The organism is Streptomyces sp. CA-106110 (genome assembly GCF_050936285.1).
Lineage (GTDB): Bacteria > Actinomycetota > Actinomycetes > Streptomycetales > Streptomycetaceae > Streptomyces.
The window spans coordinates 12,247,645-12,274,267 of the sequence record NZ_JBNJNB010000001.1 but is presented as its reverse complement, the minus strand read 5'-3'; the positions used below and the strand labels follow the sequence as shown (position 1 = coordinate 12,274,267).

The following is a 26,623-nucleotide window of genomic DNA, read 5'->3' as shown; positions in this document are numbered from 1 at the left end:
GCACGTCGAAGCGGGGACGGGCCTTGGACACTGGCCCGGATCTACACCCTCGACATCAGTCAACCCTCCGATCGATGTGATCACTCAAACTGTGCGACCTCGTGTCGCACGGAGCCCGCGTTGCCGGGCCGCAGCAGGGCGGCCACCGGTTCCCCGGACCCGGACTGGCCGTGGTCGACGAACGCGACGAGGGGATGGTGGCCGAAGGTCTTCTTCCAGGTCGCGGTGGCGTCCTGCTTCTCGGAGTGGGCGAGGACGAGCACGCCGTCGATGTACACGGTCACCTGACCGTCGGCGGCCGGGCTGCTTGCACCGGCCACCTCCCAGACTCGCTCGCGCGCTTGGGAACGTGCGGCCCGGATTGCCGCGAGGGCCTTCGGTCCGGATACGGCGAGAGCGTCGAGGAGACGGGAGACTGTCGGATCGGAGGCCACCGGGCCGAACACGTCCGGCTCGGCCCGCAGCATGCCGACGTCGGCCAGGCAGTCTCCTCCGAGCGCGACAGCCAGGGCCACATCCAGCAGGATCTTGCTCGGATCGTGCACGGCTCGCGGCTTGCGCCACGGCGTCAGTGCCGCCGATATCGCCGTGTCCAGCCCGGACTTGCGGACCGTCTCGACCAGCAGCACCGACCCGGCCTGCGAGACCACCCCACGGCCACCGCCCTCGACACGGACACGCGGGTACAACCCGCTACGCTTCTTCACCTGGAGAGTGCTTCTTTCCTTGCAGCTGACAGGACCCTCAACAAGTCCCATCGTTGCAGGTCAGCGGCACTCTCCACTTATTTGATCAAGACCTGGACAGGCCCACTCGCGAAAGCGCGAGGCTAGAAACCGTGCAACTGTCACTCGACGCTGACGGCGCCTGCGTCGACCAGCTGACTGGCGAGGATGCGGTGTTGCTCACGCCGTCGCATCAATTCCCGACCGGCGCGGCAATGCCACCCGGGCGACGAACAGCCGCCGTGGCCTGGGCCCGCGAGCACGACGCGTTGATCGTGGAGGACGACTACGACGGTGAGTTCCGGTACGACAGACAACCAGTGGGCGCGATACAAGGCCTTGCCCCGCATCACGTCGCCTATGCGGGCACTACAAGCAAGAGCCTGACACCGGCTCTGCGACTGGGCTGGCTCGTACTACCGCCCCATCTACTAGGACGGGTCGTACGCGAGAAGTACCTCGCCGATCGCTAGTCCTCGGTCTTCGACCAGTTGACCCTCGCCGAGCTGATCACCTCGGGCGGGTACGACCGACATGTGCGGCACATGCGCGCACGTTACCGGCGACGTCGGGACCAGCTAGTCACAGCGCTGGCTCAGCGTGCCCCACACGTGCACGTGTCCGGAATAGCCGCCGGGCTGCATGCCGTCCTGAAACTCCCCGCAGACGGGCCGACCGAGGCCGAGCTGGTCGCCCGCGGGCAGCAGCAGGGGCTTGCGTTGGAGGGGATGGCGTCGTTCGGCAGTGGCACTGTGCCGGCACTGGTCGTCGGCTACGGCACACCGCCAGAGCACGCCTTTGCCGGCGCGCTCGAGCGTTTGTGCGCTGTGCTCGAAACTACGGCGGCTCGTAGTCATCGGGGATGGTCACTTCAACGGCCTTGATCAAGACCACGACGCGGGCCGTGGCTGGACCCACCGTCCGCGCATCGGCGGCCGAACGAAGGGCCCAAATGCCAAACGAAGCTGATCGCGAAGCGGGTGTATCTCCACGCGTGCGGCGGAGAGCAGGCAAGCAAGCCGAGTCTGGCGGGAACAGCCTCCGCCTCTGTCGGGAAACTGCTGGTCATGCCCTGACCGTACGGATGGACACCGATTTGCAGCGTGCGCCAGATGACGTAACAACGAACCTTCGCCGGCATCGCGTGAATCCCGGCCTCGTCCGGTCTGACCACCGACCACCGGCTCAACCGGGGGCGGCCGAAGCTGAACCAGGCAGGAAGCCCTACACCAGGTCGTCAGTGCGGTGATCGTAGGGACGACATCCTCGAGGCGGCCGGGGTCAAGCGCATCAGCTTGGGTCCAGCGCTCTACACCCACGCCAGGGAGGCACTCCAACAGGCTCCTGCCCGGTCCCGGCGGCATTCCGTGGATCTCAGCCCAGGGCGGGATAGTCGCCGACAGCAAGGTCGTCGATCAGGCTCGGGTGGGTGGGCTCCCAGCCGAACCGTTCTCGGGTCAGTGCACTCGACGACGGCATGTCAAGGGCAAATAGGCGACCGACGACGCCGAAGCGCTCAGGCGGTGCCGACTCGACCGGCACCGCGAGCACACCGCCGACGGCCTCGGCCAGCGACCTCATGGTGTCGCCCCCGTCAGCTACCGCGTGCAGGACCGTGCCCGGCTCAGCGTCCTCAAGTGCGATGCGGAACAGCGGGGCGGCGTCAAGCCGGTTGACCGCCGGCCATCGCTGCGTGCCGTCTCCGACGTACGTTGACACGCCCGTTGTCTGCGCAGCGGCGATGAGCACCGAGCAGAAGCCGTACTGCAACCCGCGCTGGTGCACGGAGCGCGGCAGCCGCACGACAGAGGACCGGACACCCTGGGCGGCCAGAGCCAGCACCGCCTCGGAATTGCGGCCACGGCCACCGACCGGACCGTCGGTGGTGTCGGGGTCCTCTTCGGTGGAGGTGTGACCCGGCATCATCGGCGTGAGGCCGGCATGCACGAACGGCTTGCCGCTGTCTGCGAGCGCAGCCCCGAGGGTCTGCACGGCGCGCGCTTCCTCGGCGATGCCCTGCTCCAAGTTGCTCCAGTCGTTGCTGAAGGCCAGGTTGATGACACCATCGGCCTGCGCGGCTCCGGCGCGGAGGCTGTCAAGGTCGGAGAGGTCGCCGCGGAGCGGCGTCCCGCCTGCGGCGGCGACGGCCGCCGCCGCCGCATCGGAGCGGACGAGGCCGAGGACTTCGTGACCGGCGGCGATGAGTTCGGGAACGACAACTGAGCTTGATCTTTAACCTGCACGGTTCTTGTGTTCCGCGATGCTGAGATCGCGTTTCACGGTTTTACCGACGTCGTGGTTGGGTGCCCGGCGGCGGTTCTTCGAGCCGGTCGGGCGTCCGGGGCCGGGCCGGGAAGGTTTGGGTGCGGCCGCCGGACGGGCCGTCTTCGCTCGGAGGTTCCGAAACCCCCGCCGCACCCGCGCGGGCGTGAGCCGGCCCCGGCTCGGCGGGCTTCTCCCAGGGGCGGCGAAGATCCTCGGCGAGTGGGCGGGCGAGCCGGAGCTGCGTGTGGGCGATGATGACCAGCCAGGTCCAGCGGTCCGCCGTATCGGGCTCACGGACCTTCGGACGGGTCCAGCCGAGCGTCTGCTTGATCATCCTGAAGGTGTGTTCAAGATCGAACCTTCGCAGGAAGGCCTGCCAGAACACATCGACCAGTCCAGCGCTCGCACCGGTGACCGACGACCACAGCCAGACCGGCTTGGGGTCACGGTCACCGGGCAGGTACTCGACCCTGAGGCGGATCAACGTGCCATGCAGAACGGGGAGTTCGCCCTCGTGGTCCAGCCAGGGCCCGCGGTGGGTGAGCCGGGGATGCATCCGGTCCCATGCCATCGCCTCGGCTTTCCCGTAGCGGGTGGTGTCGGTGACGGTCGCCACCTCCGGCTCGTGCCAGGTGTCGGACTTGGCCAGGGTGAAGGTTCCGCCGTGCTTGCGGGGCCGGCCCCCCTTGGGGCTGTAACGGTGCGGTGGTGCGGGTCGAAGCAGCACCCGGTCGGAGCGGAGACGGCCCACCAGCTCGACCGGCAGGTCCGTGAGGACGAAAGCGAGGCGGGTGACGTCGTAGCCGGCGTCCATCACAATCAGGATGTCCGGGTCACCGTCGCTCCAGTGCCCTGCAGCGATGATCCGGTCGACAACTTCGCGGAGCTGGGCGGCGGTCACCGCAGTGGCGTCGTCGGCCGGGCCCAGCCGCACCGCGTCCAGCAGCGCGGTCCAGGATGTGCGTCCGGTCTCCAAGGCAGCGACGAAAGAGTAGGGCCAGCCCGGGATGAACTGCGAGTTGCTCTTGGCCCGCCCGTAGACATGACAGAACAGCCGCTCCGCGCTGGTCGGCGCATCGGGCCGCAGCCACGGCGAGACATCGACCGCCAGCACGATCCTCCCATCGGCCGCCCTGGGTAGCGGCAGGGACGCCAACGACCGGCGCAGACGTTCCACCTGGAGGCGCCCGCAGTTCAGCGCGTCGTACATCGCGCCGTGTCCCCGCTGGTGCTCCGCCACCAGCGTCAGGTCGACCAGCGAGGTGACCGGGCCGTCGGCACACAGAACCGCATCCGTCAGCTCGAACAGTGCATCCGCTCGCCGGGACAGGCAGGCATGGAAGTCCTCACGGAAGCAGGACAACACGGACAGCGACTCGACGCGGGCGGCGTCATCCAGAACACTCATCACAGCGGCCGTTTCTTGGTGCTTCGTTGCTCGACACTCCGAAGCCTCAAGGACGGCCGCGCTCTCTGTCCGGCGAATCAAGAACCCCGACAAGAAACGATCTTGCCGAGGTTAAAGATCAAGCTGAGCCGATGCTGCCGCTGGCGCCAGTGACGAACACGCGCATGGGGGGCTCCAGATGACTGCTGCGATGCTGCGTCGCAGGATGAGAACTGGCGGTCCGGGCCGTTCGGGCGCCGCCCGGCGCCGGAACATCTTCGACGAGGCGACCGCGTCTTTTCAGCCTCATTTTCAGCCTCAAGCGCGACTGTATCAGTGCATACATGTCACGCGGCGAACCCGACGCGCGCGACTCGTCGTGGCTGCCCCTCAGCACTGCCGCTGCTCAGCACGGAAGAACCCATCGAACAACTCCACTGTGAAGCCTCCAGGCACTCCTGGACCAAAGGGTCCAGTTTCTTGGTCGATGCCCATGTTATGTATGCTCGCCCTGGACTATATAGTCCACTTAGCTAATGTACTGAAGGTGCCTCGACCGGCCAACGACGGACCGGTGGATCTGCCGCGTCGAGGTATGGGCAAACAGGGGTGGAACCAAATGAGTGGGAACGTGGACAAGGACGCATCCGGCATGGCGGGTGTGCGATTGAGGCCGGAGGACGTCGCGGTCCTGCGACAGGGCGTGACGGGACCGGTTCTGGAGCCGGGCGCGGAGGGGTACGAGGCAGAGTGCGCCACGTACAACCTGAACTGTGCTCTCAGGCCGGCGGTCGTGGTGGGAGCGGCCAACGCGGAGGATGTCGTCGCGGCGGTACGGTTTGCCCGCCGGCACGGGCTGCCGGTGGCGGTGAAGTCGGCTGCCCACCAAATGGTTTCGGCGGCAGAGGGCTCGCTCCTCATCACCACGCAACGGATGAAGGACATCGCCGTCGACGCCGAGGAGCGAACCGTCCGTGTCGGGGCCGGCGTGCGTTGGAGTGAAGTACTGCCGCTCACAGCCGAGCACGGCCTTGCCCCGGTATCCGGTTCGGCACCTGAGGTCGGGGTTGTCGGATACACGCTGGGAGGTGGCCAGAGTCCGCTGTTGGGCCGCTCCCACGGGTATGCCGCCGACCACGTCAGGTGGCTGGACGTGGTGAGCGCAGACGGAGAGCTGCGTCGCGTCACACCCCAGGCCGAACCCGACCTCTATTGGGCACTACTCGGAGGCAAGGGCAACTTCGGAGTGGTGACCGCGATCGAGTTCGAGGTGTTCCCCGTCCGCCGTTTCTACGGTGGAGGCGTCTACTTTCGCGGGGAGGATCTGGAGCGTGTCCTGGCAGCCTGGCGTGCCTGGCTGCCCACCGTCGGTGAAGACATGACGTCGTCCGTCGCCATCCAGCGCCTGCCCGACGTACCGGCGCTCCCCGATCCGTTGCGTGGCGCATTCGTGGTCCATCTGCGGATCGGCTACCTCGGCACCGCTGCCGAGGGCGAGAAGCTGGTCGCACCGCTGCTGGCTGCTGCGCCGACCCTGCTCAACCTGTTGGGCGAGAAGCCCTACTCGGCCATCGGAGAGATCCATCTGGACCCAGTGGACCCGATGCCATACTTCGACCGCTGCCTGTGTCTGACGGAGTTCTCCGAACAGACTGCGCAGGCACTCGTGGAACTGACGGGCGCCGAGTCGGGCTGCGAAGTGACAACTGTGGAAATACGAGCGCTCGGCGGTGCTTTCGACCGAGAGCCGCGGTTCCCCAACTCAGTGCCCAGCAAAGGACTGCCGTATGTCCTCTTCGGCGCCGCGGTAGGCACTCCTGACCATGCCGGGGAACTGCGGGCCGGTCTGGCGCGTGTCATAGACGGACTGGCACCCTGGGCGGCCGAGCGTAATATGGTGAATTTCCTGTCGCCAGACGAGGCAAGAGACACCGATGAGGTGCGTGCGGTCTACGGCAAAGAGCGCTTCGACCGTCTCGTCGCCGCCAAGCGCCGACACGACCCGGACAACGTCTTCCGTCACAACCACAACATCAGCACGCCTGAGTGACATCACGAGCAGGAAAGCCACCCGTCGACAATGAACCCTTCTCGGTAACGTCTCGTGACGGTTCGTGATCTTCGTTCAGGCGGCGCGGCCGTGTTCCAGCTGAAGCAGGACGAGGGCGGCTCGGGCGATCCGGGTGATGCCGCCAGGGTCGAGGCTGACGCGGCGCAGGGCCTTGAACGTGACCTTTAGCAGGGCATTCGCACGTTCGGCGGCGCTGTGGATGCCACGGATCACCTTGTTGAACGTCTGCTGCTCGACGTCGAGTTCGCGGCTCTGGGGCTTTTTGACGGGGTGGCGGAAGCCGTCGCCGGCGTTCTCGTAGCCGAGATCGGTCAGGGTCGGGATGTTCAGGGTGGCGGCGAGTCGGTTCAGTGCGGTGATCAGGCCGTGGGTACGGGCGCAGGTGGTGTCGTGTTCGCGGCCGGGGCGGACCGGGGACACCCACAGCGGCCAGCCGTCCGGGGCGGAGATGACCTGCACGTTCCCGCCATGATGTTTATGCTTCCCGGACCACCAGAGATCGGCTCCGTTGGGGCCGGGGGCGGCGACGCGGTCGGTGCGGATGACGGTGCCGTCCAGGTTGAGGTGGGTGTATCCGGCAGCCGCCGCCCGCTCCAGCGCGGTGGACAGGTCCGGGGCGTGGTCGGCGAGCACGGTCAGTCCCTCGTGCAGGTAGCGGTAGGTGGTGGGCACTGAGATCCCGTTGTCGCGGGCGAGTTGGGCCAGCCGGGTCCCGTCGACGAACCACCGCAGGACAAGGATGCCCTGCTTGAAGACGCCCAGGGCGCGGGTGTTCTTGCGGGTGCCGAGCCGCTCTCGGTGCTCGCGCAGGAGCCGGGCCAGGGTCTCGGCGGTCTCCCTGCCGACATCGAGCACAGCGGTGTAGGTGATACTGGTCAACGCGTGAAGCCTCTGGCCGTACGGAACTTGATCTTCGCAGACCCGTTCCTACCAGGGGCTTCACCCATATCTCACGCCAGGTCACCAGACATGGGGCGACGCCGTCCCGCACGAGGTCACGCACCGCAACCGTCTTGTTGCTGAGAAGACCTCAGTGGGAGATCATCTCGACCGGATACCGGTGACCCCTGTACGACGGCGACGCATCCCCCACGAACAACCCCCTCCACCATGATCAACACGAAGATCATCCCACCCAGTCAGCCAACGTGACAGCGCCTTCTCATCCGCTCGATCCCGGCCAGGGACCGTGAAGTTCCGGTGACCTCGTGCCCGGCCGCAACCATCATCGGGACGAGCAGGCTGCCGACAGCGCCGGTGGCGCCAGCGATGAAGACACGCAACTCCAGTTTCGGAGGGGCGGCGGTGCGAGCTCAGGCTAGCTCGGAAGAGGCTCAAGCCTCGTTGGCCTGCTTGCCTGCTGGCCTCGGTGTTCTCGCTCGTCAGGGTGTCTTGCCATCGACGCTGTCCGGCGGCTGCTACCGCACCTGCCGCGGCGGTGGAGCATGTCCGCCCGGAGGCGGCGGCACCGCCGGCACGGCTCCGCGTCGACCGGCAACTCGAAGAGGTCCTGACCCGCGGGCCCGACCCGCTTCACCTCGCCGAGGTGTTCGGGCTCGACGAGAAGACCGCGATGCGCTATGCGGACTTCGCACGCGCCGTGTTGGAGCAGACAGCCGAGGCAGACCCTGCTGGTTGAACGCGGACCCACGGGGCCATCTCCAGAATCGGGACACCGCACCCTCGGGTTCGCGTTGAAGACTCTTCAGTCTCCGCGAACTCGCGGGGATCAAGGTCCCGGACTCCTACCTCAGTCCCCAGGGGAAAAGTAGATCTGCGTGACCTACCGGCATGTCATTGCGGAGCGCCGCGCACGGTGTTAGCCCAAGGGCATGACCGTCTTCAGAACCGGGATGCGCGCGGGCATCGTCGCGGGTGTGCTCAGTGGCGTGCCGTCGACGGTGCACGCCCTGGCTACGCGGCGCGATCCGCTGGCGGCGACCCGCGCGGCCGGATCGCTCCTGCTGCCGGACGAAGCACGCTCGGCGCGACTGCTCGCTGCCGCTATCCCCGTCCACTTCGGGCTCAGCGTCGGCTGGGGCGTGGCGCTCGCGGCCGTGCTGCCGCGGCGGGCGACCACCGCGTGGGGCGCGCTCGCCGGACTCGCTATCGCCGCGCTCGACCTCAGTGTGCCGGGCAGGCGTACCGCCCGGATCCGCGCGCTGCCACGGTGGCCGCAAGTGGCGGACCATCTCGCCTATGGCGTGATCGCCGCTGCAGCGGTGGCCACTGCACACACCGAGGAACGTAGGGTCCTTTGACCAGGCAAAGCGGGCACGCGCTACCGGTGCGGCGTCGGACGCGGCATGTCACCTTGCTCGTCGTCCTCAAGACCGGGGAGGGCAGCCGCACGTCTGCGGATCTTCTCTTGCTCTTCCTCGGTCCGTCGACGGTCCCCTTCTCCGCCTCGTCCCTCGTCTCCGGCCTCAAGACGCGGCCACAGCCAACCCAAGACAGCCACGTCGCCGCCGCCTGTTCGTGTCACGGAGTATGCCAAGCCTGGCCTGTCACCGGTATTTCGCCCACAGCTTCACGATTGCCGGATACTCGCCGCCCTTTTCGACGGGGACTGGACGGCCGAGGACGCCGTTCCGGCCGTGCTGGTGTAAGCGCGCTGCCTCGACTGGTGCGGCCACAGTCGAGCGAGGTTGCCGCCCGTCTAGGGGGTCGGGTCGGTGGTTCGTCGTCGGGTTTCGCGCAGGTGGAAGTCGATGTACCGGGCGAGGATCAGTGCGTCTTGCGGGTCGTCGGCGTGGAAGGAGATCCGGCGTAGCAGTCGCACGCTGTCGAGTGCGACGCTCTCGCGGGCGAGGACGAACAGGAGGGTGAGGAGGGCGGAGCGGGCGTTGCCGTCGTCGAAGGGGTGGAAGAAGCAGACGTCGAGGAAGGCGCGTGCGGCCCGGGCGGTCAGCGGGAGAGGCCGGGCGGCGTCCTTGGCGCTCTCGGTGAGGCAGGCGTCGAGGCGGGCGCGGGTGTCCGGGGCGATGCCGTAGCGTTCCCGGCCGCCCTTGGCGAAGGCGGGCAGGCTGCGCAACGGCGGCGGCCCGGGCGTGGCCAGGACGTGCTCTTGCCAGCGCTGGATCAGGTCGAAGTCCAGCCGGGCGCCGCGCGCGGCGTCGGCCCGCATCAGCTCCAGGGCGGTGAGCAGGCCCTGTCCGCGGGCGGGATCCAGGATGGCGTCGAAGGTGCGGATCTCCTCCGCCATTCCGTCACGGACTGGTGTCACCGGTGCGTCCCCGGTGCTGTCGGCCGCCTCATGCCACGGCACGGCGTCCCGCACGGCGAGCCAGCGCTTCAGGTGGTCGGGCAGTGGCGACTCGCAGGCTCGGGCATCCGCGTCCGGCCGTACGGTGGCCGCGAGCTGTTCGGAGATGTCCTCGACCAGCACCGGGTCGGGGCCGGTCCAGCTCTCGAACCGCCCGCCGATCGCCTGCTGAACCAGGTGCTCGGCGTCGTCGGCTGGGACGCCCCAGCGGTTGAGGAACCAGCTGAGTACCTGATGGCAGTGCCCGTACCAGCCGCTGCCGCAGCCGGTGCGGTCGGTGACGTGCAGGATCAGGTGGCGGGCGGTGCGGTCCCACAGGATCCGCTGGTCGTCGATACCGGCCAGGTCCAGGGGATAGGCCTCGAACCGGGCGGCCAGGCTCTCCAGCCACTCCCGCCACTCCCGCAGCGCCGCAGTCACCCGATCGAGGGTCTCGTCCGGGGTGGTGACCGAGTCCTGGGGGCAGCACCAGTTGCCGACCGGCCCTCCGTCGAAATCCCCTTCGTCGTGTGCCCACCGCCAGCCGGCGGTCCAGCGGCCGTAGTGCTCGGCCAAGGCATAGGTCATGGCGTCGCACCAGGGGGCGGCCTCCTCCCAGCCCCAGTCGTGCACAGCCCGGTCACCCAGCGGTACGTCGGGGCGTCGGGGCACCCGCCCGGCCGGCCCGAGCGATCTGACCACCCGCGCCGCCGCCTCGCTGTCGAACGGATGACGGGCGGGGTCCACCTCGTCCCAGGTCAGATTGCGGGGGGACAGCTCCATGAACACCGCGCAAGTCTCTTTCCTCACCGGCACCGGTTCAACCCGATTACCGAACCGCGCCGTCACACCTGCCAGGCCGTATCAGGTAGGTTGGGCGTACGGCTATGCGCGTGCGGGCAGCGGGCCGGTGCGGCTTTCAATGTGCCAGGTGTGCCGGACCCGGGTGTTTATGTCCACGCGGTGCTGAACAGTGCGTATTCGAGCAGGTCGGGTGAGGCGTCGGACGGCCAGCCGTCGGTGGACGCCGCCTGGTGGGCGGCGGCGTGCATGAATGAGAGGTAGACGTGGTAGCGGTGGGGTGAACAGTCCTGGTCTCTCCAGACCCAGCGGGCGATCGAGCCGTCGGGGTCGTGACCCGTTTCCCGGCCGACCGCTGAGGCCAGAGACCGCATGCGGTGGGCCAGGATGCGGTCGAGGACGAGCGGTTGGGGGCCGTTCGCCGGCGGGACTGTCTTGCCGGCGAAGTAGAGGAACTTGGTGAAGAAGGACGGCCCGAGCCAGGAAATGCGACCGCGCAGTGCCGCGTAGGCCGCGGTTGCGCTGTGCTCGTTCAGTGCGGTGACCGCACCGGCCAGTGCCGCTTCCAGGCTGTCGGCGGCCAGGATCCTTCGCAGCGTGGCCGGTCCGCTGCCGCCGGGGGAGCCGCCCTTGCCCTTGCCCCACACATAGGTGGCCACCAGGGCCTCTGTGAAGGCCTCGCGCCGCAGTGCGTCCGTGACGATCGATGTCACCTGCGCTCGGCTCACCGCGGCGTCACCGTCGCCCGAAGTCGAGGCCAGGGCCGAGGGCCAGGGCGTGATCTGCGCCCACCGGCTGGGCGTATAGCGGACCGTATGCCCGCCGGGCGTCTTGTCGGGGAGCCGTGCGGCGTTCCTGCTCCACCACCGGACCAGCGCCCGCAGAGCCTCATCGGGCAGCAGCCGCTTGGCCATCTCCCGGTCCACCGCATCCGCCCGGTCCTGTCTGCTCACAGCCCGCCCCCATGAATCCTGCTCCCGCCCGTGCCCCCCGCACTGGCTCGCGATGCAGCACAGGACTGCCCGCAGGGCGGCCGCCGTTCCACTCGTCGCCGCGCTCACGCTGACCACGGCAGCCACAAGACCCCGGCACTACGGCCCGGGTGATCGGGCCGGCGCCGCACAACGGGCAACAGCGGCTCGATCCGCGCCCACAGCTCATTCGACACGATCCACGTCAGTTGCTGACCCCTCCTCATGTGCGGGTCAACAGCCCAACGGACACCGGCATTCCAAGGCCAATGAGCCATGTATGTTAGGACTTCTTATTCTTACGCCGATCGTGCGTCGACTTCCCGCCATGCGGCGCGAGTTGGCCACCACCTAGATCTTGCCGTCCGGGCCCTTTCTTCTGGAACCTTGCGATCCACGTCTTTCGGGCGGCCCCGCGGTGCTCTGCGGTGCGTTGGCTCGACCTGCGGGAGGTTCCTCCATGAATCGTGTCCATAGACCGGGGAGACGGCTCAGTACCGTCGTTCTCGCAGTCATGGCCACCAGTGCTGCCATGCTCCCTTCGACGTCCGCGGTGGCCGCCTCTGCCTTGGCGTCCCCTTCTCCGGCTCCGGCCCCGAGCGGGCCTTCCACCTCCGTAACACCCCCTGCCAAGACGCCACTTGGCAAGGGGCTTTCGGTTCAGCAGCCCAAACAGCGCAGCGGCGTGGTACCCGGCGAGGTCGTGGTGACCCTGTCCGCGGGCACGTCGGTCACCGGGAAGCCGCTGACCGGCCACCGGCTGTCGACAGTGACTCCGCAGACGGACAACGCGGCTGTGAACGCCGCGCTGCGCGCGGTCGGCGCCAAGACGATGCGTGCCGCCGTCCCGGCACTGTCCCAGACTTCCGGGACAGCGCTCCGCGACAACGTTACCTCCCAACCGGCCGCGGCCTCCGCTCTGTCGCGCACCTACGTGCTCCAGACGACAGACCGCGACTCCGATGCGGTGGCGAAGAAACTGCGCAAGACGCGCGGCGTCGCGTACGCGGAACCGGACCGCTACGTCAACACGCTGGACGTGCCGGGCCAGCAGCTGCCCGCGTCCGTGGTCAAGGCCGCCGCACGGGCGGCGGCAGCGCAGGCTCACGCGACGCGGTCGGATGCGGCACGTGCCACCACCGACTCCGATGGGATTCCCAGCAACTACGGCCTGGCGGATTCCGCTCAGGCGCTGCTCAACGCCGGCGGGGTCGACGCGACGGGCGCTTTCGCGACGCTCAAGGACAAGTTCGGGCAGGAGCCCGGGGACGGCGAGATCATCACCAACGTCTCCATCGGAGACCTGGTGGACCAGTCGATGGTGAACGACAGCAACCCGGCAGCTGTCCGAAGCGGAGCCACCACCATCCTGCAGGATGGTCAGCGCTACCTCGACCTGCCGTCGATGCCGCTCATCCCGACCTATGTGTCCGATGGGCAGGGCGGCCTCAGCGGCTCCGCCGCGGTCCAGGGTGAGGACCCCGCGTTGGACGAGGTCCTGCTGGACTTCAGCGTCATGAGCCCGCTGCCCCACGACCTGCAGCGGCCTGACCGGGTCGGGAGCGGCTACACCGACCTGCTCGGCATCGCGCCTGGTGCCAAGTACCGTCTCGTCGTCCCGCAGACCCCGACGACCGATCAGATAGCCTCGGCCCTCATGGCGGCGGCCAACCAGTCGCCCCGCCCCAACGTGATCACCGCCAGTCTCGGCATCGGCACTGACACCCTGGGCTTCGCCGGGCGCTACCTGGAGGACGACCCGGTCGTCCGCGCCACGGTCCAGCACATCGTCAAGCAAGACGGCATCGTGGTGGTCATCTCCTCCAACGACGGCACCCGCCTGTTCACCAAGGCGGCGGTGGGCCCGGACGGTGGCAGCACACCGACCGACCTGGCTGCCGACGATGCCGCGGCCACGAACATCGACGACGTCGCGTTCTCGTCGGTGCCGTCACGGGATCCGGACACCGGCGCCATCGCGGCCGGCGGCACCACCCTGGACGACACGCTCGCCGACCCGGCGGGCAGCCCCACCGTGGCCGAGACCCGCATCAGCGGCTTCGGCACGTTCTCGTCCGGCTTCGGCAGCCGGGTCGACCTCTCCGCGCCCAGCGACAACATCCCCGCGTTCGTCCACCCCGTCCAGACGCTGTTCACTCCCGCCGGCGGGCCCTCGGACGTGAATGTGAGCCTCAACGGCGGCACGTCCGCGTCCGCACCGGAGATCGCCGCAGCGGCGGCCGTGGTGCTGCAGGCGTCCCAGCTGGCCGGACACCACCTGACGCCCGCCGATGTCCGCACCCTGCTGGAGCACACCGGGCGACGCGTCGCCAGCCCGCGGCAGATCGACCAGACCCTGCATGTGGGACCGCAGATCGACGTCACCGCGGCCACCCAGGCGGCTCTCGGCTCCGCGTACCAGGACAAGCCCGCCCTGGTGCGGCTGTCGGTCGCGCACCGGGTGACCCGCGGCAGTCTCGGCGGCATGTTCACGGAGACCTCGGACCCGAACCGCATCGATCTCGGTGACGCTGCCTCCGGGGGCAACGGAGAGGGTCTGGTGGGTCCGGTCACCTTCGCGGGCGACGTCACGGGCCTGCCCAGCGACACGGACGCCCAGTACCGGCTGACCGTGGGCTCAACCGTGTGGACGTCCGACACCCCGGCGATCCGTGTGACGCCGCGTCAACTGCTCACCGCGGCCGGTCTGCCGGTCGTGTCCACGAGCGACCGCACCGTCGACCTGCGCTACGACGTGCTGGTCAAGGGCAACGTGGTGGCGAGTGCCGCCCGTACGATCACCGTCGGTCCCTCCGACGGCACATATGCGGAAGCCCACGGGCCGACGGCGCCCGCGGTCGCCCCGCTGGGACACTCGGTCACCGTGCATTACGACCTGACCGGTGTCAGCGGAATGTCCAACCCGGCCATCGCCGTATCCGGCGTGGGCCACTGGAACCCCGGACTCGGACCGATCTTCTACCCGGCCTGGACGCAGCCTCTGACCGGCACCTCCGGCAGCCTCACCATTCCGGCCAGCGCCTTCCACGGCGGTGCCGGCCTCTACGGCATCGGCATCGTCCAGAGGTCCGGGAACCTCGCGAACAACGTCTACGCCGAGTTCACTCCGATCCGCATCGGCACCGACCGTGCCGCGGACCGCCCGGTGGCGCCGCTGATCACCGACGCGAGCGGAGTCCCCGGCCACTTCGCCACGACCGACCGCGCCCACCCGAAGTTCCGTCTCACGTACGACACCAGCGCCGTCCACGGGGCGGCCGCGGCCGAGGTGGAGTTCTCCGCGCCGGGGCCGACGGGTGGCAACAGGTACAACACGTTCGACAACCCCAATGGCTCGCAACTGGACAATGACGGCATCAACACGCCGTCCACCCTCCACCGGACACTGTCCGGAACGTCGGGCACGGCCGACCTGGACATCCTGAAGCTGGGGCTGCCCACCTCCGAGCTGTACAACGTGCGCGTGCTGGCCCTGAACAGCGACCACCAGGTCATCGGACAGGCGTCGCCGACCGCGGAGTTCGAGGTCGACGACGGTCTCGCTCCGGACGGCGCGCGGGTGCTCGACTTCGCCTTCGCCGGCAAGGACTCGCTGGTCTCCCTGCTGGGCCAGGACGGAACGTCCATGGTGCGGCCGTACGATCCGGCAGCAGGCACCTACGGCCCCGCGCTGGCCACTGACAGCACGCCGAGGTCCACCTATGCGGTGATCGGGGCGTCAGCCACCACCCACCGGGCCCTTGTGGCCCACCGGGCCCGGCCGAACGGCGACGTCGACCTGCAGATCTGGGACACCGCGAACCGGACGATGGTCGCCCAGCAGACGGTGTCCGCCTCGGAGTACGCCTTCGTGAACGCCAAGGTCGATCCCGTCCGGAACCGGGGCGTCGTCCTGCTCCACCGGGTGTCCGACAACACCGACGTTCTGCTGCCGGTCAGTCTGACGACGGGTGCCCCCTCCCCGGTGATTCCGATCCCGGTCTCCGGCGCGGGAGTCACCGATCCGGGCGCCGCCCTCTTCCAGTGGTCACAGCTGGCCATCGACCCCAAGGACGGCACGGTCGTCCTGCTGCCCACCGGTATCCTGTTCTGTGCGGGCACCGTCAACGCGCCTCGCATGGACCTCGACACCGGTACCGCCACGCTGGCCGGGGTCACCTCCCGGTGCAGTCACGGCCTCGCGATCGACGATGCGGGCAGCCCTTACAACGCGTCGAACACGGGGTGGAGCATCAGGCTGCCGGCCCCCAGCGTGATCACCAAGATCGACCCCAGTGGTGAGCCCGACTCGATGCTGGTCCGCCAGGACCGGAGTGGTTCCGAGCTCACCGTCGACGGCGGGCGCGACCTCGCCTTCGAGAAGTTCGGCGGACCCGACGGCCTCCACCTCTTCGGGCTTCCGATGCTGGTCTTCGACAACAACGGGATGGGGCAGATGGACGTCGTGGACCTCAAGACCGGCGAGCACGTGGAGACGGTCAACGGCACCTACGCGTACTCGGACGGCAGCCCGCTGATGACCTTCCCGCTCGGCGCGACCCGGCAATCTCAGGACGGACAGTCCATCCAGCTGGACCCCACCACCCGCACGGGATACACGATCGGCATCAACCGCCAGGAGATCCAGCAGTTCTCCTACTGATGGTGAGCTGACCACCGGCAGGTACCGGGGCGAGGAACGGCAGCCCGTTCCTCGCCCCGGCCGGCACTTCACGCATTTGTTAACCCTCCCGCACGGCCGCGTCGGTCGCCGCTGCCACAATCACCCAGGTCCGCGGAACCCAGGCAGCCCGCACCGCGGGACATGCGTGCCCCACCTGCACTTGATCCGCCCGTCCCACGGGACGGAAGCACCGGGGCTGCACTGACGCGCAGCACTAGGCCCACGGGAACCCTTCTTAGCCCTGACCCACCGCCCGAGGTCCTCGCCTTGGTGCACGATCTCGCCCGACGCGGCCGGCAGCACGCCGCGGGGCGCTGTCACGTTGGCTGACTGGGTGGGATGATCTTCGTGTTGATCATGGTGGAGGGGGTTGTTCGTGGGGGATGCGTCGCCGTCGTACAGGGGTCACCGGTATCCGGTCGAGGTGATCTCCCACTGCGTGTGGCTGTACTTCCGCTTCCCGCTGTCCTACCGCGAGGTCGAGGAACTGATGCTCCAGCGCGGCGTGATCGTCTCTCACGAGACCGTCCGGCGGTGGTGTCTGAAGTTCGGCCAGGCTTACGCCGACGGGCTGCGCCGCCGCCGTCCCCGGCCCGGTGACAAGTGGCATCTGGACGAGGTGTTCATCAAGATCAACGGGGTGCGGAAGTACCTGTGGCGGGCCGTCGACCAGGACGGCAACGTCCTCGACATCCTCGTTCAGTCCCGGCGGGACATGGCCGCGGCCAGGCGGTTCTTCCGCCGTCTGATGAAGAAGACCCGGGCGGTGCCGCGGGTGGTCGTCACGGACAAGCTGCGTTCCTACGGCGCGGCCCACCGCGAGGTGATGCCGTCGGTTGAGCACCGCTCGCACAAGGGCCTGAACAACCGGGCCGAGAACAGCCACCAGCCCACCCGCCAGCGCGAACGGGCGATGAAAGGCTTCCGCAGCGTTGGTGGAGCGCAGCGGTTCCTGGCCGCGTTCAGCGGCATCTCACCCCACTTCCGGCCGCGCCGCCACCTGATGACCGCCACCGCACACCGCCTCGAGATGACCGTCCGCTTCGCTATTTGGGACCAGATCACCGGCGCCACTGGCCGGCCCACCACGGCCTGAGCACCGGCCCGGAGCACGACCCCATCACGCCCCGCCACATCGCCAGACACCCACGCACCCATCAACGTGACAACGCCAGTCGAAGAGGTACGCGGCGTCCACGATGGTCAGGCCGAGCTCGCGTCGGGCCACGGTCTCGAGAGGGAGGGCCTCCGTGTCGTCCTTGAACGCCACGGTGCCAAGGTCCTCGACGCTGAGGGTGTAGCCCCGCAGGCGGGCAGCGTACGCGCCGACGCACAAGGTGACACCGCAGGTGAGGGGTTGATGGGGGCTGAGGCGGTCGGTTCCGGCGAGCCACAGCATCTGGTCGTGGTGCTCGGGGTGGTCGGCGATCTACTCGAGGACACGTGCGGCCAGGTCACGGTCAGCCATGAGCCGGTACTCCTTTGCTCGGCGGGGTTGGTGGCAGGGACCGTGACCGGGCAGCGGGCTACCGCCGCAACCCGCCCGCCGCGGCGGCGACGCGGCCGCGTCGCGGTGGCGTGGGAGTGGAACGCGCGACGGCCCGCACCGCGGGGTGCAGGCCGGTTCAGCGGGACCGGTGGGTGGCCTGGCCGTGCGTCAGGTGACGGCCGTGTCGGCGCAGAACGGTGCTGCGCGAGTGCGGCCCGGCACCACCACCCCTGACCCGGCGTCGGCGCCGTGCGGGACCACGGCGGAAACGCGGCGGGCCTGCCCGGCCGAAGAAGTCAGCGGCAGGGGCAGGCTCGCTCACAAGGCGGGGGCTCGGATCAGTCGCTGGCGTGGACGGCGGCCCAGTTGACGGTGTCGGCTCCGTCAGCGAGTTGTCGCAGGGCGGCCCGAACCTCGGGCGGCTCGAGAACGGGGTTGAAGAGGTGCGCGGCGTCGCGGGAGGTAAGGCCGAGTTCGCGTCGGGCCACGGCCTCGACGGGGAGGGTCTCGGCGCCCTCCTTCAACGCCAGGGTGCCACGGAGCTCGTTGCTGAGGGTGTAGCCGCGCAGGTGGGCGGCGTGTCCGGCGACACACAGTGTCGTCCCGCAAGGGAGAGGCTGGTCGGGGCTGAGGCGGTCGATGCCCTCGAGCCACTGCGCCTGGTCGTGCTGCTCGGGGTAGTCGGTGATCTGCTGGAGGATGCGTGCGGCAAGGTCACGGTCAGCCATGAGCCGGTACTCCTTTGCTCGGCGGGGTTGGTGGCCGGACCGTGACCGGGCAGCGGGCTACCGCCGCAACCCGCCCGGGACGGCGCGGTGGCCTGGGGGTGGAACACGCGACGGCCCGCACCGCGTAGGTGCGGGCCGGTTCAGCGGGACCGGTAGGTGGTCTGGCCGTGCGTCAGGGGCCGCCGGCTGGCGGGTCAGGCAGTGGCGGCGGCAGCGTTGGCTTGGATGGCCGCCCACTGCTCGCGGGTCAGGTAGCCGGTGGTGTGAGCGCGTAGGGCGACCAGTTGGCGGCGCAGCCGCCGAGCATCAACAAGCGCGAGACGCGCCTCCGCCAGGGATCGGCGCGGTGTGATGTAGGTGAGGGGCGCGGATGCCTCTTCCCGCCAGTAGCGGGCGTAGGCCAGGGACCGGCGGGCCTGGCGGAGGGTGAACTCGTCGAGGTGCGCGCGCCGCCACAGTGCCTGAGCCATGGCTGGCTCCTTCCATGAAACACGGTGTTCGGGAGGGACGCCGGGCCGCACGCACCACGCGGGAGAGAAGGGGCTTGTCGCGGGGCGCAGCCCGGTGGAAGCGACGGTGGCTCGGGCCGGGGTAAGCACCACAACCCCGCCGGCCGGGGCGGCGCGGACGTGCGGGTGGAACGCGCGACGGCCCGCACCGTGTAGGTGCGGGCCGGTTCAGCGGGCTCGGGCGGCCGGGCGGGTGTGGTCGGGTCAGATGCGGTGGCGGATCTCGAGGACGGCGCGGCGCCCGATGCGCGCAGCTGCTACCTGAACGGTCATGCCTGGAAGGGGAAGACGTAGGTGAAGAAGTCGGAGGCGTCGCCGTCGTGCAGGAACGTGATCCGATTGCCCTCGATACGGCACAGGCTCGCCTTGGGCCACGCCGTGTTTGTTTCCTGGCGCTCTGCGCCTGGCCGCGTCGCTCGGATCCGCGAAGAGCTGATGCTGTCCACCCGGCGGGGGCCAGACCGGTCAGGGAACCGGTGATGCTCCACATCGAAGGTCTCGCACTGGGCTGCGCGGCGTTTGAATTCGGCAAGGCTCATGGGCACAGGGGGCCTCCTTGAGGTGTGAGGGGCCGCAGTCTTGGACGGAAGTCGTCACAGCGGCTTGCCGTTCCGGCGGCAACGACCCTGACCCGGCAGCGGGCTACCGCCGCAACCCGCCGGCCGCGGTGGCATGGGCGTGGGGGGAACGCGTGACGGCCCGCACCGTGCGGGTGCGGGCCGGTTCGACGGGCTCGGGCGGCCGGGCGGGTGGGGTCAGATGCGGTGGCGGATCTCGTGGACGGCGCGGCGCCGCTTGAGGTCGGTGCCGAGCGGGATGTGCCGGACCGGGTCGGCGGTGCCGTCCTCGCTGATCCGCTGGACGGCCACGCAGCCGTGCGGCTGTCCCAGCTGGGGTGCGAGGACCTCGAACAGGTAGGTCGCCTGCCCCAGACGGCGCGCCCACTCCCCCGCGCTGTGGCCCGGCATGGGCTGGCGCATCCCGACGACGAACAGCCCGTAGGCGCGGGCGGCTTCGACCAGGGCGCGCCGCGTCTCGTAGAGGGCCTCATACGGGATCGCGCGCCGTACGGCGGTGCGGAAGTCGGCCATGGCGTCGTCCATCTGCCGGGGGAAGAGGATGCCCTGCAGGACGGCGGTCAGCTTGCCGAGCGCGTAGGCGCCCTTGCGGGCGGCGCGCTGCCAGGCCGCAGCAACGATGGCGCCGTTCGGGCAGCCGGGCAGGGCGTAGACGGTCTGCCGGGAGGTGCAGGCGGCGATGAGACGGCTCATCGCCATGACGGCCGGATGGTCGCTGAAGACGTGTCCCCCGGGGTTCACCAGCGGTGACACGGTCTGCTCGACGTCGGTCAGCAGCGCCCACTCGGTGGCTCTCGCGGCTTTCCCAGTGGCCTGCAGCGCCAGGTGGAGGATCTGGTAGGCGTTCTCGTCCAGATCGGTGACCGGCAGGGCGCGCAGCGCGGCGTCCACGGCAGTGAGCGTGTCGCGGCTGCCGTGCTGTTCAGCGGCACGCACCGCAGCCTGCCCAGCAGTGATCAGCAGCCGAAGATCGGCCGGACCGGCCGCGCCGGTCGTGCTCTCGCCGATCGCGACGGCGGCGGCGGTGGGGGTGGTGGTGGTGGTCATGAGTCGGGTCCTCCAAGCAAGAGACGAGGCCGGTGGCCGGTCGAGCCGGAACGGGCCGCGCGTGCGGGGTCCGGGGCGGCGTTCTGGCCGGGGGCGGGGTGCCGGGCCACGGGAGCGGCGAAGGGAGGGGGAGCCGCATCAAAACCGCGGCCCGGCAGGAAAAAACTGTGGCCGGATACCGGGCTACCACCGCAACCCGCGCCGGTTGCCCGGCATATGCCGGTCAACGACCGGGTCGGGTCGGCGTGCGGAGGGTCCGGGCATGGCGGCGGCCCCGCACCGTGCAGGGTGCGGGCCATGCGTGCAGGGTGCGGTTACATCCGGTGCAGCAACGCCCGGACGGCCAGGCCCCGCATGTACAGGGGGACGCGTACCGTCCGGCCGTGGACGGTCAGTACTGGTGGCGGGCGGGTCGGCGTACCCACAGCGTGGTGGGGTCGTCGGTGGTGGTGAACGTCATGCCCTCGTGGCTGAGGGCGCGCTGGAAGACGGCGAGCATGGCGTAGACCTTCGGGAGCTCGTCTTGGTGGTAGGGGGCGTCCACGAGGGCGGGCCGCTGGTGGCAGTAGGTGACCATCACGTGGTCGGAGGCGAGGGATGCGCTGCTCGCGTGGAATCCCCAGGCCGGGCCCTCCAGTGCGGTGAAGGCGGCCAGCGGCATGTAGCCGTGGGTGCGCAGGATGCGTGCGATCTGGTGGACGAAGCCGTCTTCCTCGGGGTCGCAGCCAAGGACGGGAGTCGGGCGTTCCGGGAGGGTCACGCCGTCGGGTGCGGCGTACTGGGCGCAGTCGTGGATCACGCCGGACGTCTGGTGCCAGTCGGCGGCCGCCATGGCGTTGAGGACCTGGTGCATGAGCGCGAACCAGGCGGCGCCGTCGGGTGATGTGTCGCCGGGGCGGGGCTTGTGCCGGTAGCCACCCCTGTCGGATAAGCGACAGGAGAGCCAAAATTCACCCTGAACCCGCCAGACACCGAGGATCAGAGTTCACGCGGTGGATCCAGGCTCATACGACGGCACAACCGGCAGTGAACTGTTCCGCTACAGCGGTCGCGAATGCTGGACCACGCCTGTCGACAAGAGGAACGAGATCGCAAATACCCAGACCGTGGCACACTCCGTGTTCCTGCGCCTGGCCGCCGACGGCATTGCCTGCGAGGGGCGCGGCGACGGGGGAGGAAGCTACGCCGGATACCTCTTCGCGGACGGCTCGGAACTCACCTGGGCCGGGAGAGACATTTACGGCCGCAGAGCCGAAAAACGGCTGCAGCAGGAAGTGGCCCGCCGGGCCCGGGCCGCGGAACAAGAGCGCCTGCGCAAGGAGAGGGAAGCGGCCAAGCAGGAGCGGGAGCAGGCGCAGCGGTGGACGGCGGCGCAGCAGGAGAAGAAGCGTCAGGAGGCGGAGCGCAAGCGGAAGGTGGAGCAGGTCGAGCGGGATCTGGCCCGTCGGCAGGCGGCGCGGGAGAGGGAGGCCGAGCAGAAGAGGAAGGAGCAGGCGCGGCAGGTGCAGCAGGCGGCGCGGCGTGCCAAGCAGGGGCAGGTCGAGCAGATGAAGGCCGAGGCACAGCAGCGGACCGGTAAGGTGCAGGCGCGTGCGGCGGCGTTGGACCGAGTGCTCATGGACCGCTCCCCCGGCCTGCGTGATCACCGTGAGGCTGTGGAGCGGGCGCTGGCGGGAGGGGCAACGGCGACCAGACGAGACGTGCTTCACGGGCGCGGTCCAGGCTGATCTGCTGCGCGATCTGGTCGGCGTCGGCCAGGTCCTCGGCCTTGAGGACCAGGCCGACGGCGCGACACCTACACCGAGACCCACCTCGCGATCGCCGGTCTCGTCTCTGACCGATCCGCCCGGCGGGCCCCCGCCGACAGACGAGCACCGAGCTCGTCCTCGTCCGCGACACCGTCTACTGATCACCCACCAGCCGAACCGCCAGGCCGGCACGCCCAGATCTCAATTTCCCCCGAGGTCGTTACTGGCGGTCACTGCGTTCGGGCCCGGCGCTGCGGCACCAGCAGGGCGTAGGTCAGTACCCCGCCTACCGCGAACGCCGATGCCACGACCGCCATCGGTAGGGCCGTGCCGCTGCCGCCGAGGCCGACGAGGGGCGCGGCGAGGCCGCCCGTGCCGTATTGGAGGAGGCCGACGAGGGCGCTGGCCGAGCCGCGGCGGCCGGTGTGGCCGTCCATGGCGCGGGCGGTGCCGTTGGGGCCGATCAGGCCGATGCTGGAGACCAGGAGGAAGAGGCTGGCCAGCACGCCGTCGAGGCCGAGGCCGATGTGGACGGAGGCGATCAGGCCTAGGCCGCCCATCGCGCTGAGGGCCAGGCCCGCACAGAGCAGGGTCTCGATGGAGAAGCGGTGCAGTAGCGCGGAGTTGAGCAGGCCCAGCGCCACGATGCCGAGCGCGTTGGTGCCGAAGACGAGCGAGAAGGTCTGCGCGCTGAGCCCGTAGACGCTCTGCAGCACGAAGGACGAGCCGGAGATGTACGCGAACATCGCCGCCATCGCGAAGCCGCCGCTCAGGGCGTAGCCGACGAAGGCGCGGTCGCGCAGCAGCGTGCCCATGCCGCGCAGCGTGTTGGACAGGCCGCCGGGGCGGCGTTCCGCCGCCGGCAGGGTCTCGCGCAGCCCGAGCGCCGTCGCGGCCGTGAGTGCGCAGCCAATCAGGGAGAGGGCGACGAAGACGCCGCGCCAGTCGGTGATCCGCAGCAGTTGGCCGCCGAAGAGCGGCGCGAGGATCGGGGCCGCGCCGTTGACGAGCAGGAGCAGTGAGAGGAACCGTGCGGCGGCGACGCCCTGGAACAGGTCGGAGACGATTGCGCGGGATATGACGATCCCGGCGCCACCCGCGAGGCCCTGGACCAGCCGCAGTGCGGTCAGCGCCGTGATCGACGGCGTCAGCGCGCACAGCACGGACGCTGCGGCGTAGGTGGCCAGCCCGACGAGCAGCGGGCGCCGCCGCCCCCACTTGTCCGCGAGCGGACCGGCCAGCAACTGGCCGAGGGAGAGTCCGATCAGACAGCTCGTCAGGGTTAGTTGTACGGCGGAGTCCGAGACGTGGAAGTCCCCGGCGAGCCGCGGCAGGCCGGGGAGGTACATGTCCAGGCTGAGCGGCGCGAACGAGGCGAGCGCGCCGAGGATCAACAGCAGACGCAGCCGGCCCTGCCGGCCGGTGCGGTCGGTGGTGGCGGTTCTCTGCTCGAGCGTGGCGGATTCCACGGAGTTCACGGCGGTCGGTTCCTCGCGGTCGGTGCTGGCGGTGGGCGGCGTCGATCTGGACCTTGAGGGCGCCCGTCTTTGGTGGATCAAGGTTGGCACCAGCCTCGGCTTCGGCGCCGGGGCGGGGTTCGTGGGCAAGTAGCGGCTGGACCAGGTGGCCAGCATGGCGGCGGCGGACTCAGCGTCCTCGCGGCGGCTGAGCAGGCGTCCACCAACGCCTGCTCGATATCCGCACCAGGTCTGACGGTGATCCAGTGCTTCTTGTTCATGTGGTAGCCGCGAGAGATGCTCGTGTGCGACGCGCGGAGCGCCTCCGCGTCTGAGGGATCGGCCTTGAGGATCACGACCGGCTCCCCAGGCATCGATGTCTGCAGCATGAACACCTTGCCACCGACTTTCCACACCTCCCAGTCGCCGGTGAACTGGTGCGTGTGCTCTGAACCCGGGAGCTCTGCGGCGCACGCGGCCGCGCGGTTTTGGACTGTCCTGTCTGCGTGCATCTTGGCCTCCTCGAGGTCGGTAGAGGTCGACTGCCCAGCGTCCGTCGAGGAGGGGTGCGGGCGCCGGACAGTCGAGTTGCGCAGAACCGAGCAGGCGCGCCGATCGCGCACCCGCTCAGTTCGTCACATGTGGGTGAAGATCTTCTCGGCGTCGAGGCGCGAGACCGGCTGGTGAGAGACGCGCGTCTCGTCGGGGTAGCCGAGCGCCATGATCAGCGTTGTGGTGAAGTCGGTGTCGGTGAGGCCGAACGCTTTGTCGATCGCGGCGCGGTCGAACCCTTCCATCGGGGTGGCGTCGACTCCGAGAGAAGCGGCGGCCATCATGGTCGCGCCGACCACGAGGTAGGTGTTCTTCTCCAGCCAGTGGAGCACGTCGCCGTCATAGTTCTTCGACTGGATCTCCACGAAGTGGGACGCTCCAGCCTCCCATCCCTTTTGGATCTCCGGGTCCGCGAAGCGATGGTCCGCGCGCTCTTTCGCGAAGATCTCCTGCAAGTGCTCGTCGGGAATCGTCTTGCGGGTCGTGAAGACGATCGCGTGCGAGGCGTTGCGCACCTTCTCCTGGTTGTCCGCGAAGCGGCCGACGAGAGCGTCCGCAAGCTTGTCCTTGCCGGCCTGCGTCTCCAGCACATGGAAGTGGTTCGGCTGGATGTTGATCGTCGTCGGCGAGGTGCGCAGGTAGCGCAGCAGGAGCTGGAAGGTCTCCTCGGGGATCTTCTTGTTCGGGTCGAAGTAGCGGGTGAGGTGCTTGGTGATCAGATTGTTGAGATCCATGCCTGGTTTTCGTTTCGTGTTCGAAGAGATCGGGTCGGGAGGTGGTTTCTGGGCGTTGGAGTCACGTCAGTACGTGGTGAGCGTCGCTGTCATGGGGGTGCCTTACGTGCCGGTCGACGTGGTTTCGACGTCGCTGGTTACGCGCCCGCACCGGGGATGTCGACGACGGTGTCGTTGACGTTGTTGAGGTAGTTCGTGAGCAGCGTGACGACCACGACGGTGACGATCGCCTGGATCTCGGGGTCCGTGTAGCCGGCCTCGCGGACCGCGGCGATGGCCTCGTCGCCCACCTGACCGCGGGTCTCGATCACCTGCTGGGAGAAGCGAGCGACGGCGGCACGCTTGAGATCGGTGGAGCCGCCGGTGCGGGCCAGCTCGATCTCCTCGGTGGACATGCCTCCGAGGTTCGCGGAGATGTATCCGTGCAGCGCCGAGCAGTAGTCGCAGTTGTTGGAGTGGGACGTGGCCAGCGCGATCGTGTGGCGGGTCTTCGCGTCGAGGAGCTTCGCGATGCTGCCCTGCAGGCCCATCACGATCTCGAGGACGGCCGGGTTGGCGGCGAGCGTGGTGAACATGCCCGGAGCGAAGCCGAACTGCTTGGCGATGGCGTCGAGCGTGCCCTGCGTCTTGGCGTCGATGTCGGTGAGCTCGGGCGTGCTGAGACGAGACATGGTGGCGGTCCTCGGGTCGGTATCAGTCTGGGCTGCTTGGCCCACTCGCAGTGAACACGACGTGGAATGGGCTGTCAAGCCCAATCCGTGCTCATGTTGGGCCGCCGAGCCCAATCTGCGGGATAGGGTGGTGACATGCAGATGAACGATGGATCGCGTGATCTTCGCGGGCGCACGGACAAGGGCCTGGCGACCCGAGGTCGCATCCTCGAGCACGCCGCGGACCTGATCTACACGCGGGGGGTCCACGCGACGAACAACGAGCTGGTGCGAAGAGCAGCGGGGGTCAGCGGCTCGCAGCTGAGCCACTACTTCGCGAACAAGGAGAGCCTGGTGCGCGCCGTCATCGACTGGCAGGCCGAGAGCGTGCTCGGCTTCCACCGAAGCGAACGGTTCGCCGGCTTCGACACGATCGAGGCGTACCAGGAGTGGGCGGACTTCTTCGCCGTCCCCGGTCGCCCGTTCGAGAACGGCTGCAGCCTCGGATCCCTCGCGAGCGAGATCGTCAAGACCGATCTGGATGTCCGCGACGACCTCACCCGCGTCTTCGCCGAATGGCAAGACATCTTCCGAGCGGGACTCGAACGGATGCAACATGACGGACGACTCGACGCGTCGGCGGACCCGGCGCGACTCGCACACATGCTGATCGCCGCCTACCAGGGAGGCAGCCTGCTCGCGCAGATCGCCCGCGACGTAGCGCCATTGCGTGACGCGCTGTATGCCGCGGTCGAGCAGCTTCGCGCGTACACAACGTCAGACGACGTCGTGTGAACCTGATACGAAGCCCGGGCCTCTTGTTTGACCATCCCCACCACGCACATGAAGGCCATCCCACGCAAGCGTTCAGGAAAACGCATGCACGTTGCGCTTACTGACCCATGCTCCTAGTGCATCCGTCGCGACCGAGGGCACGCCGCCCGCCGTATGCACAGCATCTTGCTCTGCATCCGCCTCATCTC

Annotated in this window: 24 protein-coding genes and 2 pseudogenes; 9 read left to right on the top strand and 17 right to left on the bottom strand. The window is 68.9% G+C overall.

Annotation, left to right across the window (positions count from 1 at the left end):
* Window positions 1-110: 110 nt before the first annotated feature.
* Window positions 111-707 (bottom strand): annotated as a pseudogene (locus ACQEXA_RS56905) (transposase); the annotation flags it as partial.
* Window positions 708-838: 131 nt separating this feature from the next.
* Between ACQEXA_RS56905 and ACQEXA_RS56900 the strand changes: the two are divergent.
* Window positions 839-1,198, top strand: a complete 360-nt coding sequence (locus ACQEXA_RS56900; protein WP_433134249.1) for an aminotransferase class I/II-fold pyridoxal phosphate-dependent enzyme — start codon at window positions 839-841, stop codon at window positions 1,196-1,198.
* 105 nt (window positions 1,199-1,303) lie between these two features.
* On the opposite strand, the gene ACQEXA_RS56895 is transcribed toward ACQEXA_RS56900, so the two are convergent.
* The 3 genes and pseudogenes from ACQEXA_RS56895 to ACQEXA_RS56885 form a co-directional block, all read right to left on the bottom strand.
* Window positions 1,304-1,582 carry a hypothetical protein gene (locus tag ACQEXA_RS56895; protein ID WP_432920291.1) on the bottom strand — a complete coding sequence of 93 codons (279 nt, stop codon included), beginning with the start codon at window positions 1,580-1,582 and terminating at the stop codon, window positions 1,304-1,306.
* Window positions 1,583-2,099: 517 nt separating this feature from the next.
* Entirely contained in the window at window positions 2,100-2,927 is an 828-nt protein-coding gene (locus ACQEXA_RS56890; RefSeq protein WP_432938702.1) for an NAD-dependent epimerase/dehydratase family protein, read from the bottom strand.
* Window positions 2,928-2,957: 30 nt separating this feature from the next.
* A pseudogene (locus ACQEXA_RS56885) lies at window positions 2,958-4,398 on the bottom strand (NF041680 family putative transposase).
* A gap of 481 nt (window positions 4,399-4,879) precedes the next feature.
* Here ACQEXA_RS56885 and ACQEXA_RS56880 point away from each other — a divergent pair.
* Window positions 4,880-6,427, top strand: coding sequence for an FAD-binding oxidoreductase (locus tag ACQEXA_RS56880; protein ID WP_359410151.1), 1,548 nt, complete (start codon window positions 4,880-4,882; stop codon window positions 6,425-6,427).
* Window positions 6,428-6,502: 75 nt separating this feature from the next.
* Here ACQEXA_RS56880 and ACQEXA_RS56875 read toward each other — a convergent pair whose 3' ends face one another.
* Window positions 6,503-7,303, bottom strand: a complete 801-nt coding sequence (locus tag ACQEXA_RS56875) for an HARBI1 family protein (protein WP_433134818.1) — start codon at window positions 7,301-7,303, stop codon at window positions 6,503-6,505.
* Window positions 7,304-7,886: 583 nt separating this feature from the next.
* Between ACQEXA_RS56875 and ACQEXA_RS56870 the strand changes: the two genes are divergently transcribed.
* Together ACQEXA_RS56870 and ACQEXA_RS56865 are read left to right on the top strand one after the other, a co-directional pair.
* Window positions 7,887-8,087 (top strand): hypothetical protein, encoded by a 201-nt coding sequence (locus ACQEXA_RS56870; RefSeq protein WP_432920287.1) that lies wholly within the window; start codon window positions 7,887-7,889, stop codon window positions 8,085-8,087.
* A 193-nt stretch (window positions 8,088-8,280) separates the two neighbouring features.
* Window positions 8,281-8,709 carry a hypothetical protein gene (locus ACQEXA_RS56865; protein ID WP_432920285.1) on the top strand — a complete coding sequence of 143 codons (429 nt, stop codon included), beginning with the start codon at window positions 8,281-8,283 and terminating at the stop codon, window positions 8,707-8,709.
* A gap of 398 nt (window positions 8,710-9,107) precedes the next feature.
* On the opposite strand, the gene ACQEXA_RS56860 is transcribed toward ACQEXA_RS56865, so the two are convergent.
* Entirely contained in the window at window positions 9,108-10,475 is a 1,368-nt protein-coding gene (locus ACQEXA_RS56860; protein ID WP_433134247.1) for a Fic family protein, read from the bottom strand.
* 167 nt (window positions 10,476-10,642) lie between these two features.
* Window positions 10,643-11,446: a hypothetical protein gene (locus ACQEXA_RS56855; protein WP_433134245.1), complete on the bottom strand. Its 804-nt coding sequence runs from the start codon at window positions 11,444-11,446 to the stop codon at window positions 10,643-10,645.
* Between the two features lie 721 nt (window positions 11,447-12,167).
* Here ACQEXA_RS56855 and ACQEXA_RS56850 point away from each other — a divergent pair.
* Together ACQEXA_RS56850 and ACQEXA_RS56845 are read left to right on the top strand one after the other, a co-directional pair.
* Window positions 12,168-16,127 carry a S8 family serine peptidase gene (locus ACQEXA_RS56850; protein ID WP_433134243.1) on the top strand — a complete coding sequence of 1,320 codons (3,960 nt, stop codon included), beginning with the start codon at window positions 12,168-12,170 and terminating at the stop codon, window positions 16,125-16,127.
* A 397-nt stretch (window positions 16,128-16,524) separates the two neighbouring features.
* Window positions 16,525-17,244, top strand: coding sequence for an IS6 family transposase (locus ACQEXA_RS56845; RefSeq protein ID WP_432920319.1), 720 nt, complete (start codon window positions 16,525-16,527; stop codon window positions 17,242-17,244).
* A 24-nt stretch (window positions 17,245-17,268) separates the two neighbouring features.
* On the opposite strand, the gene ACQEXA_RS56840 is transcribed toward ACQEXA_RS56845, so the two are convergent.
* From ACQEXA_RS56840 to ACQEXA_RS56815, 6 genes are all read right to left on the bottom strand, one after another.
* Window positions 17,269-17,547, bottom strand: coding sequence for a hypothetical protein (locus ACQEXA_RS56840; RefSeq protein WP_432920321.1), 279 nt, complete (start codon window positions 17,545-17,547; stop codon window positions 17,269-17,271).
* A gap of 428 nt (window positions 17,548-17,975) precedes the next feature.
* Window positions 17,976-18,365 carry a hypothetical protein gene (locus ACQEXA_RS56835; RefSeq protein WP_432920322.1) on the bottom strand — a complete coding sequence of 130 codons (390 nt, stop codon included), beginning with the start codon at window positions 18,363-18,365 and terminating at the stop codon, window positions 17,976-17,978.
* Between the two features lie 194 nt (window positions 18,366-18,559).
* A complete protein-coding gene (locus tag ACQEXA_RS56830) occupies window positions 18,560-18,835 on the bottom strand; it encodes a hypothetical protein (protein WP_433134241.1) in 276 nt (91 codons plus the stop codon).
* Between the two features lie 308 nt (window positions 18,836-19,143).
* Entirely contained in the window at window positions 19,144-19,413 is a 270-nt protein-coding gene (locus tag ACQEXA_RS56825; RefSeq protein WP_432920325.1) for a hypothetical protein, read from the bottom strand.
* A 216-nt stretch (window positions 19,414-19,629) separates the two neighbouring features.
* Window positions 19,630-20,499 carry a hypothetical protein gene (locus tag ACQEXA_RS56820; protein WP_433134239.1) on the bottom strand — a complete coding sequence of 290 codons (870 nt, stop codon included), beginning with the start codon at window positions 20,497-20,499 and terminating at the stop codon, window positions 19,630-19,632.
* A 391-nt stretch (window positions 20,500-20,890) separates the two neighbouring features.
* Window positions 20,891-21,352 (bottom strand): hypothetical protein, encoded by a 462-nt coding sequence (locus tag ACQEXA_RS56815; RefSeq protein ID WP_432920329.1) that lies wholly within the window; start codon window positions 21,350-21,352, stop codon window positions 20,891-20,893.
* Window positions 21,353-21,491: 139 nt separating this feature from the next.
* Here ACQEXA_RS56815 and ACQEXA_RS56810 point away from each other — a divergent pair, with 139 nt between their 5' ends.
* The gene (locus ACQEXA_RS56810; protein WP_433134237.1) at window positions 21,492-22,226 is read left to right on the top strand and encodes a hypothetical protein; all 735 of its coding nucleotides are present in this window, start codon (window positions 21,492-21,494) and stop codon (window positions 22,224-22,226) included.
* Between the two features lie 251 nt (window positions 22,227-22,477).
* Here the strand turns inward: ACQEXA_RS56810 and ACQEXA_RS56805 are convergent, their stop codons facing one another.
* Window positions 22,478-23,725 carry a multidrug effflux MFS transporter gene (locus ACQEXA_RS56805; protein WP_432920333.1) on the bottom strand — a complete coding sequence of 416 codons (1,248 nt, stop codon included), beginning with the start codon at window positions 23,723-23,725 and terminating at the stop codon, window positions 22,478-22,480.
* On the opposite strand from ACQEXA_RS56805, the gene ACQEXA_RS56800 reads away from it, so the two are divergent.
* On the top strand, window positions 23,703-23,858 hold the full coding sequence (locus ACQEXA_RS56800) for a hypothetical protein (protein ID WP_432940020.1): 156 nt from the start codon (window positions 23,703-23,705) through the stop codon (window positions 23,856-23,858). The two genes, ACQEXA_RS56805 and ACQEXA_RS56800, sit on opposite strands and share 23 nt — an antisense overlap.
* On the opposite strand, the gene ACQEXA_RS56795 is transcribed toward ACQEXA_RS56800, so the two are convergent.
* The 3 genes from ACQEXA_RS56795 to ACQEXA_RS56785 form a co-directional block, all read right to left on the bottom strand.
* The gene (locus ACQEXA_RS56795) at window positions 23,803-24,216 is read right to left on the bottom strand and encodes an MmcQ/YjbR family DNA-binding protein (RefSeq protein WP_432920335.1); all 414 of its coding nucleotides are present in this window, start codon (window positions 24,214-24,216) and stop codon (window positions 23,803-23,805) included. The two genes, ACQEXA_RS56800 and ACQEXA_RS56795, sit on opposite strands and share 56 nt — an antisense overlap.
* A 123-nt stretch (window positions 24,217-24,339) precedes the next feature.
* Window positions 24,340-24,990 carry a nitroreductase family protein gene (locus ACQEXA_RS56790; RefSeq protein ID WP_433134235.1) on the bottom strand — a complete coding sequence of 217 codons (651 nt, stop codon included), beginning with the start codon at window positions 24,988-24,990 and terminating at the stop codon, window positions 24,340-24,342.
* Window positions 24,991-25,127: 137 nt separating this feature from the next.
* On the bottom strand, window positions 25,128-25,661 hold the full coding sequence (locus ACQEXA_RS56785; RefSeq protein ID WP_433134233.1) for a carboxymuconolactone decarboxylase family protein: 534 nt from the start codon (window positions 25,659-25,661) through the stop codon (window positions 25,128-25,130).
* Between the two features lie 135 nt (window positions 25,662-25,796).
* Here ACQEXA_RS56785 and ACQEXA_RS56780 point away from each other — a divergent pair, with 135 nt between their 5' ends.
* Window positions 25,797-26,435 (top strand): TetR/AcrR family transcriptional regulator, encoded by a 639-nt coding sequence (locus ACQEXA_RS56780; protein WP_432920344.1) that lies wholly within the window; start codon window positions 25,797-25,799, stop codon window positions 26,433-26,435.
* Window positions 26,436-26,623: the final 188 nt, after the last annotated feature.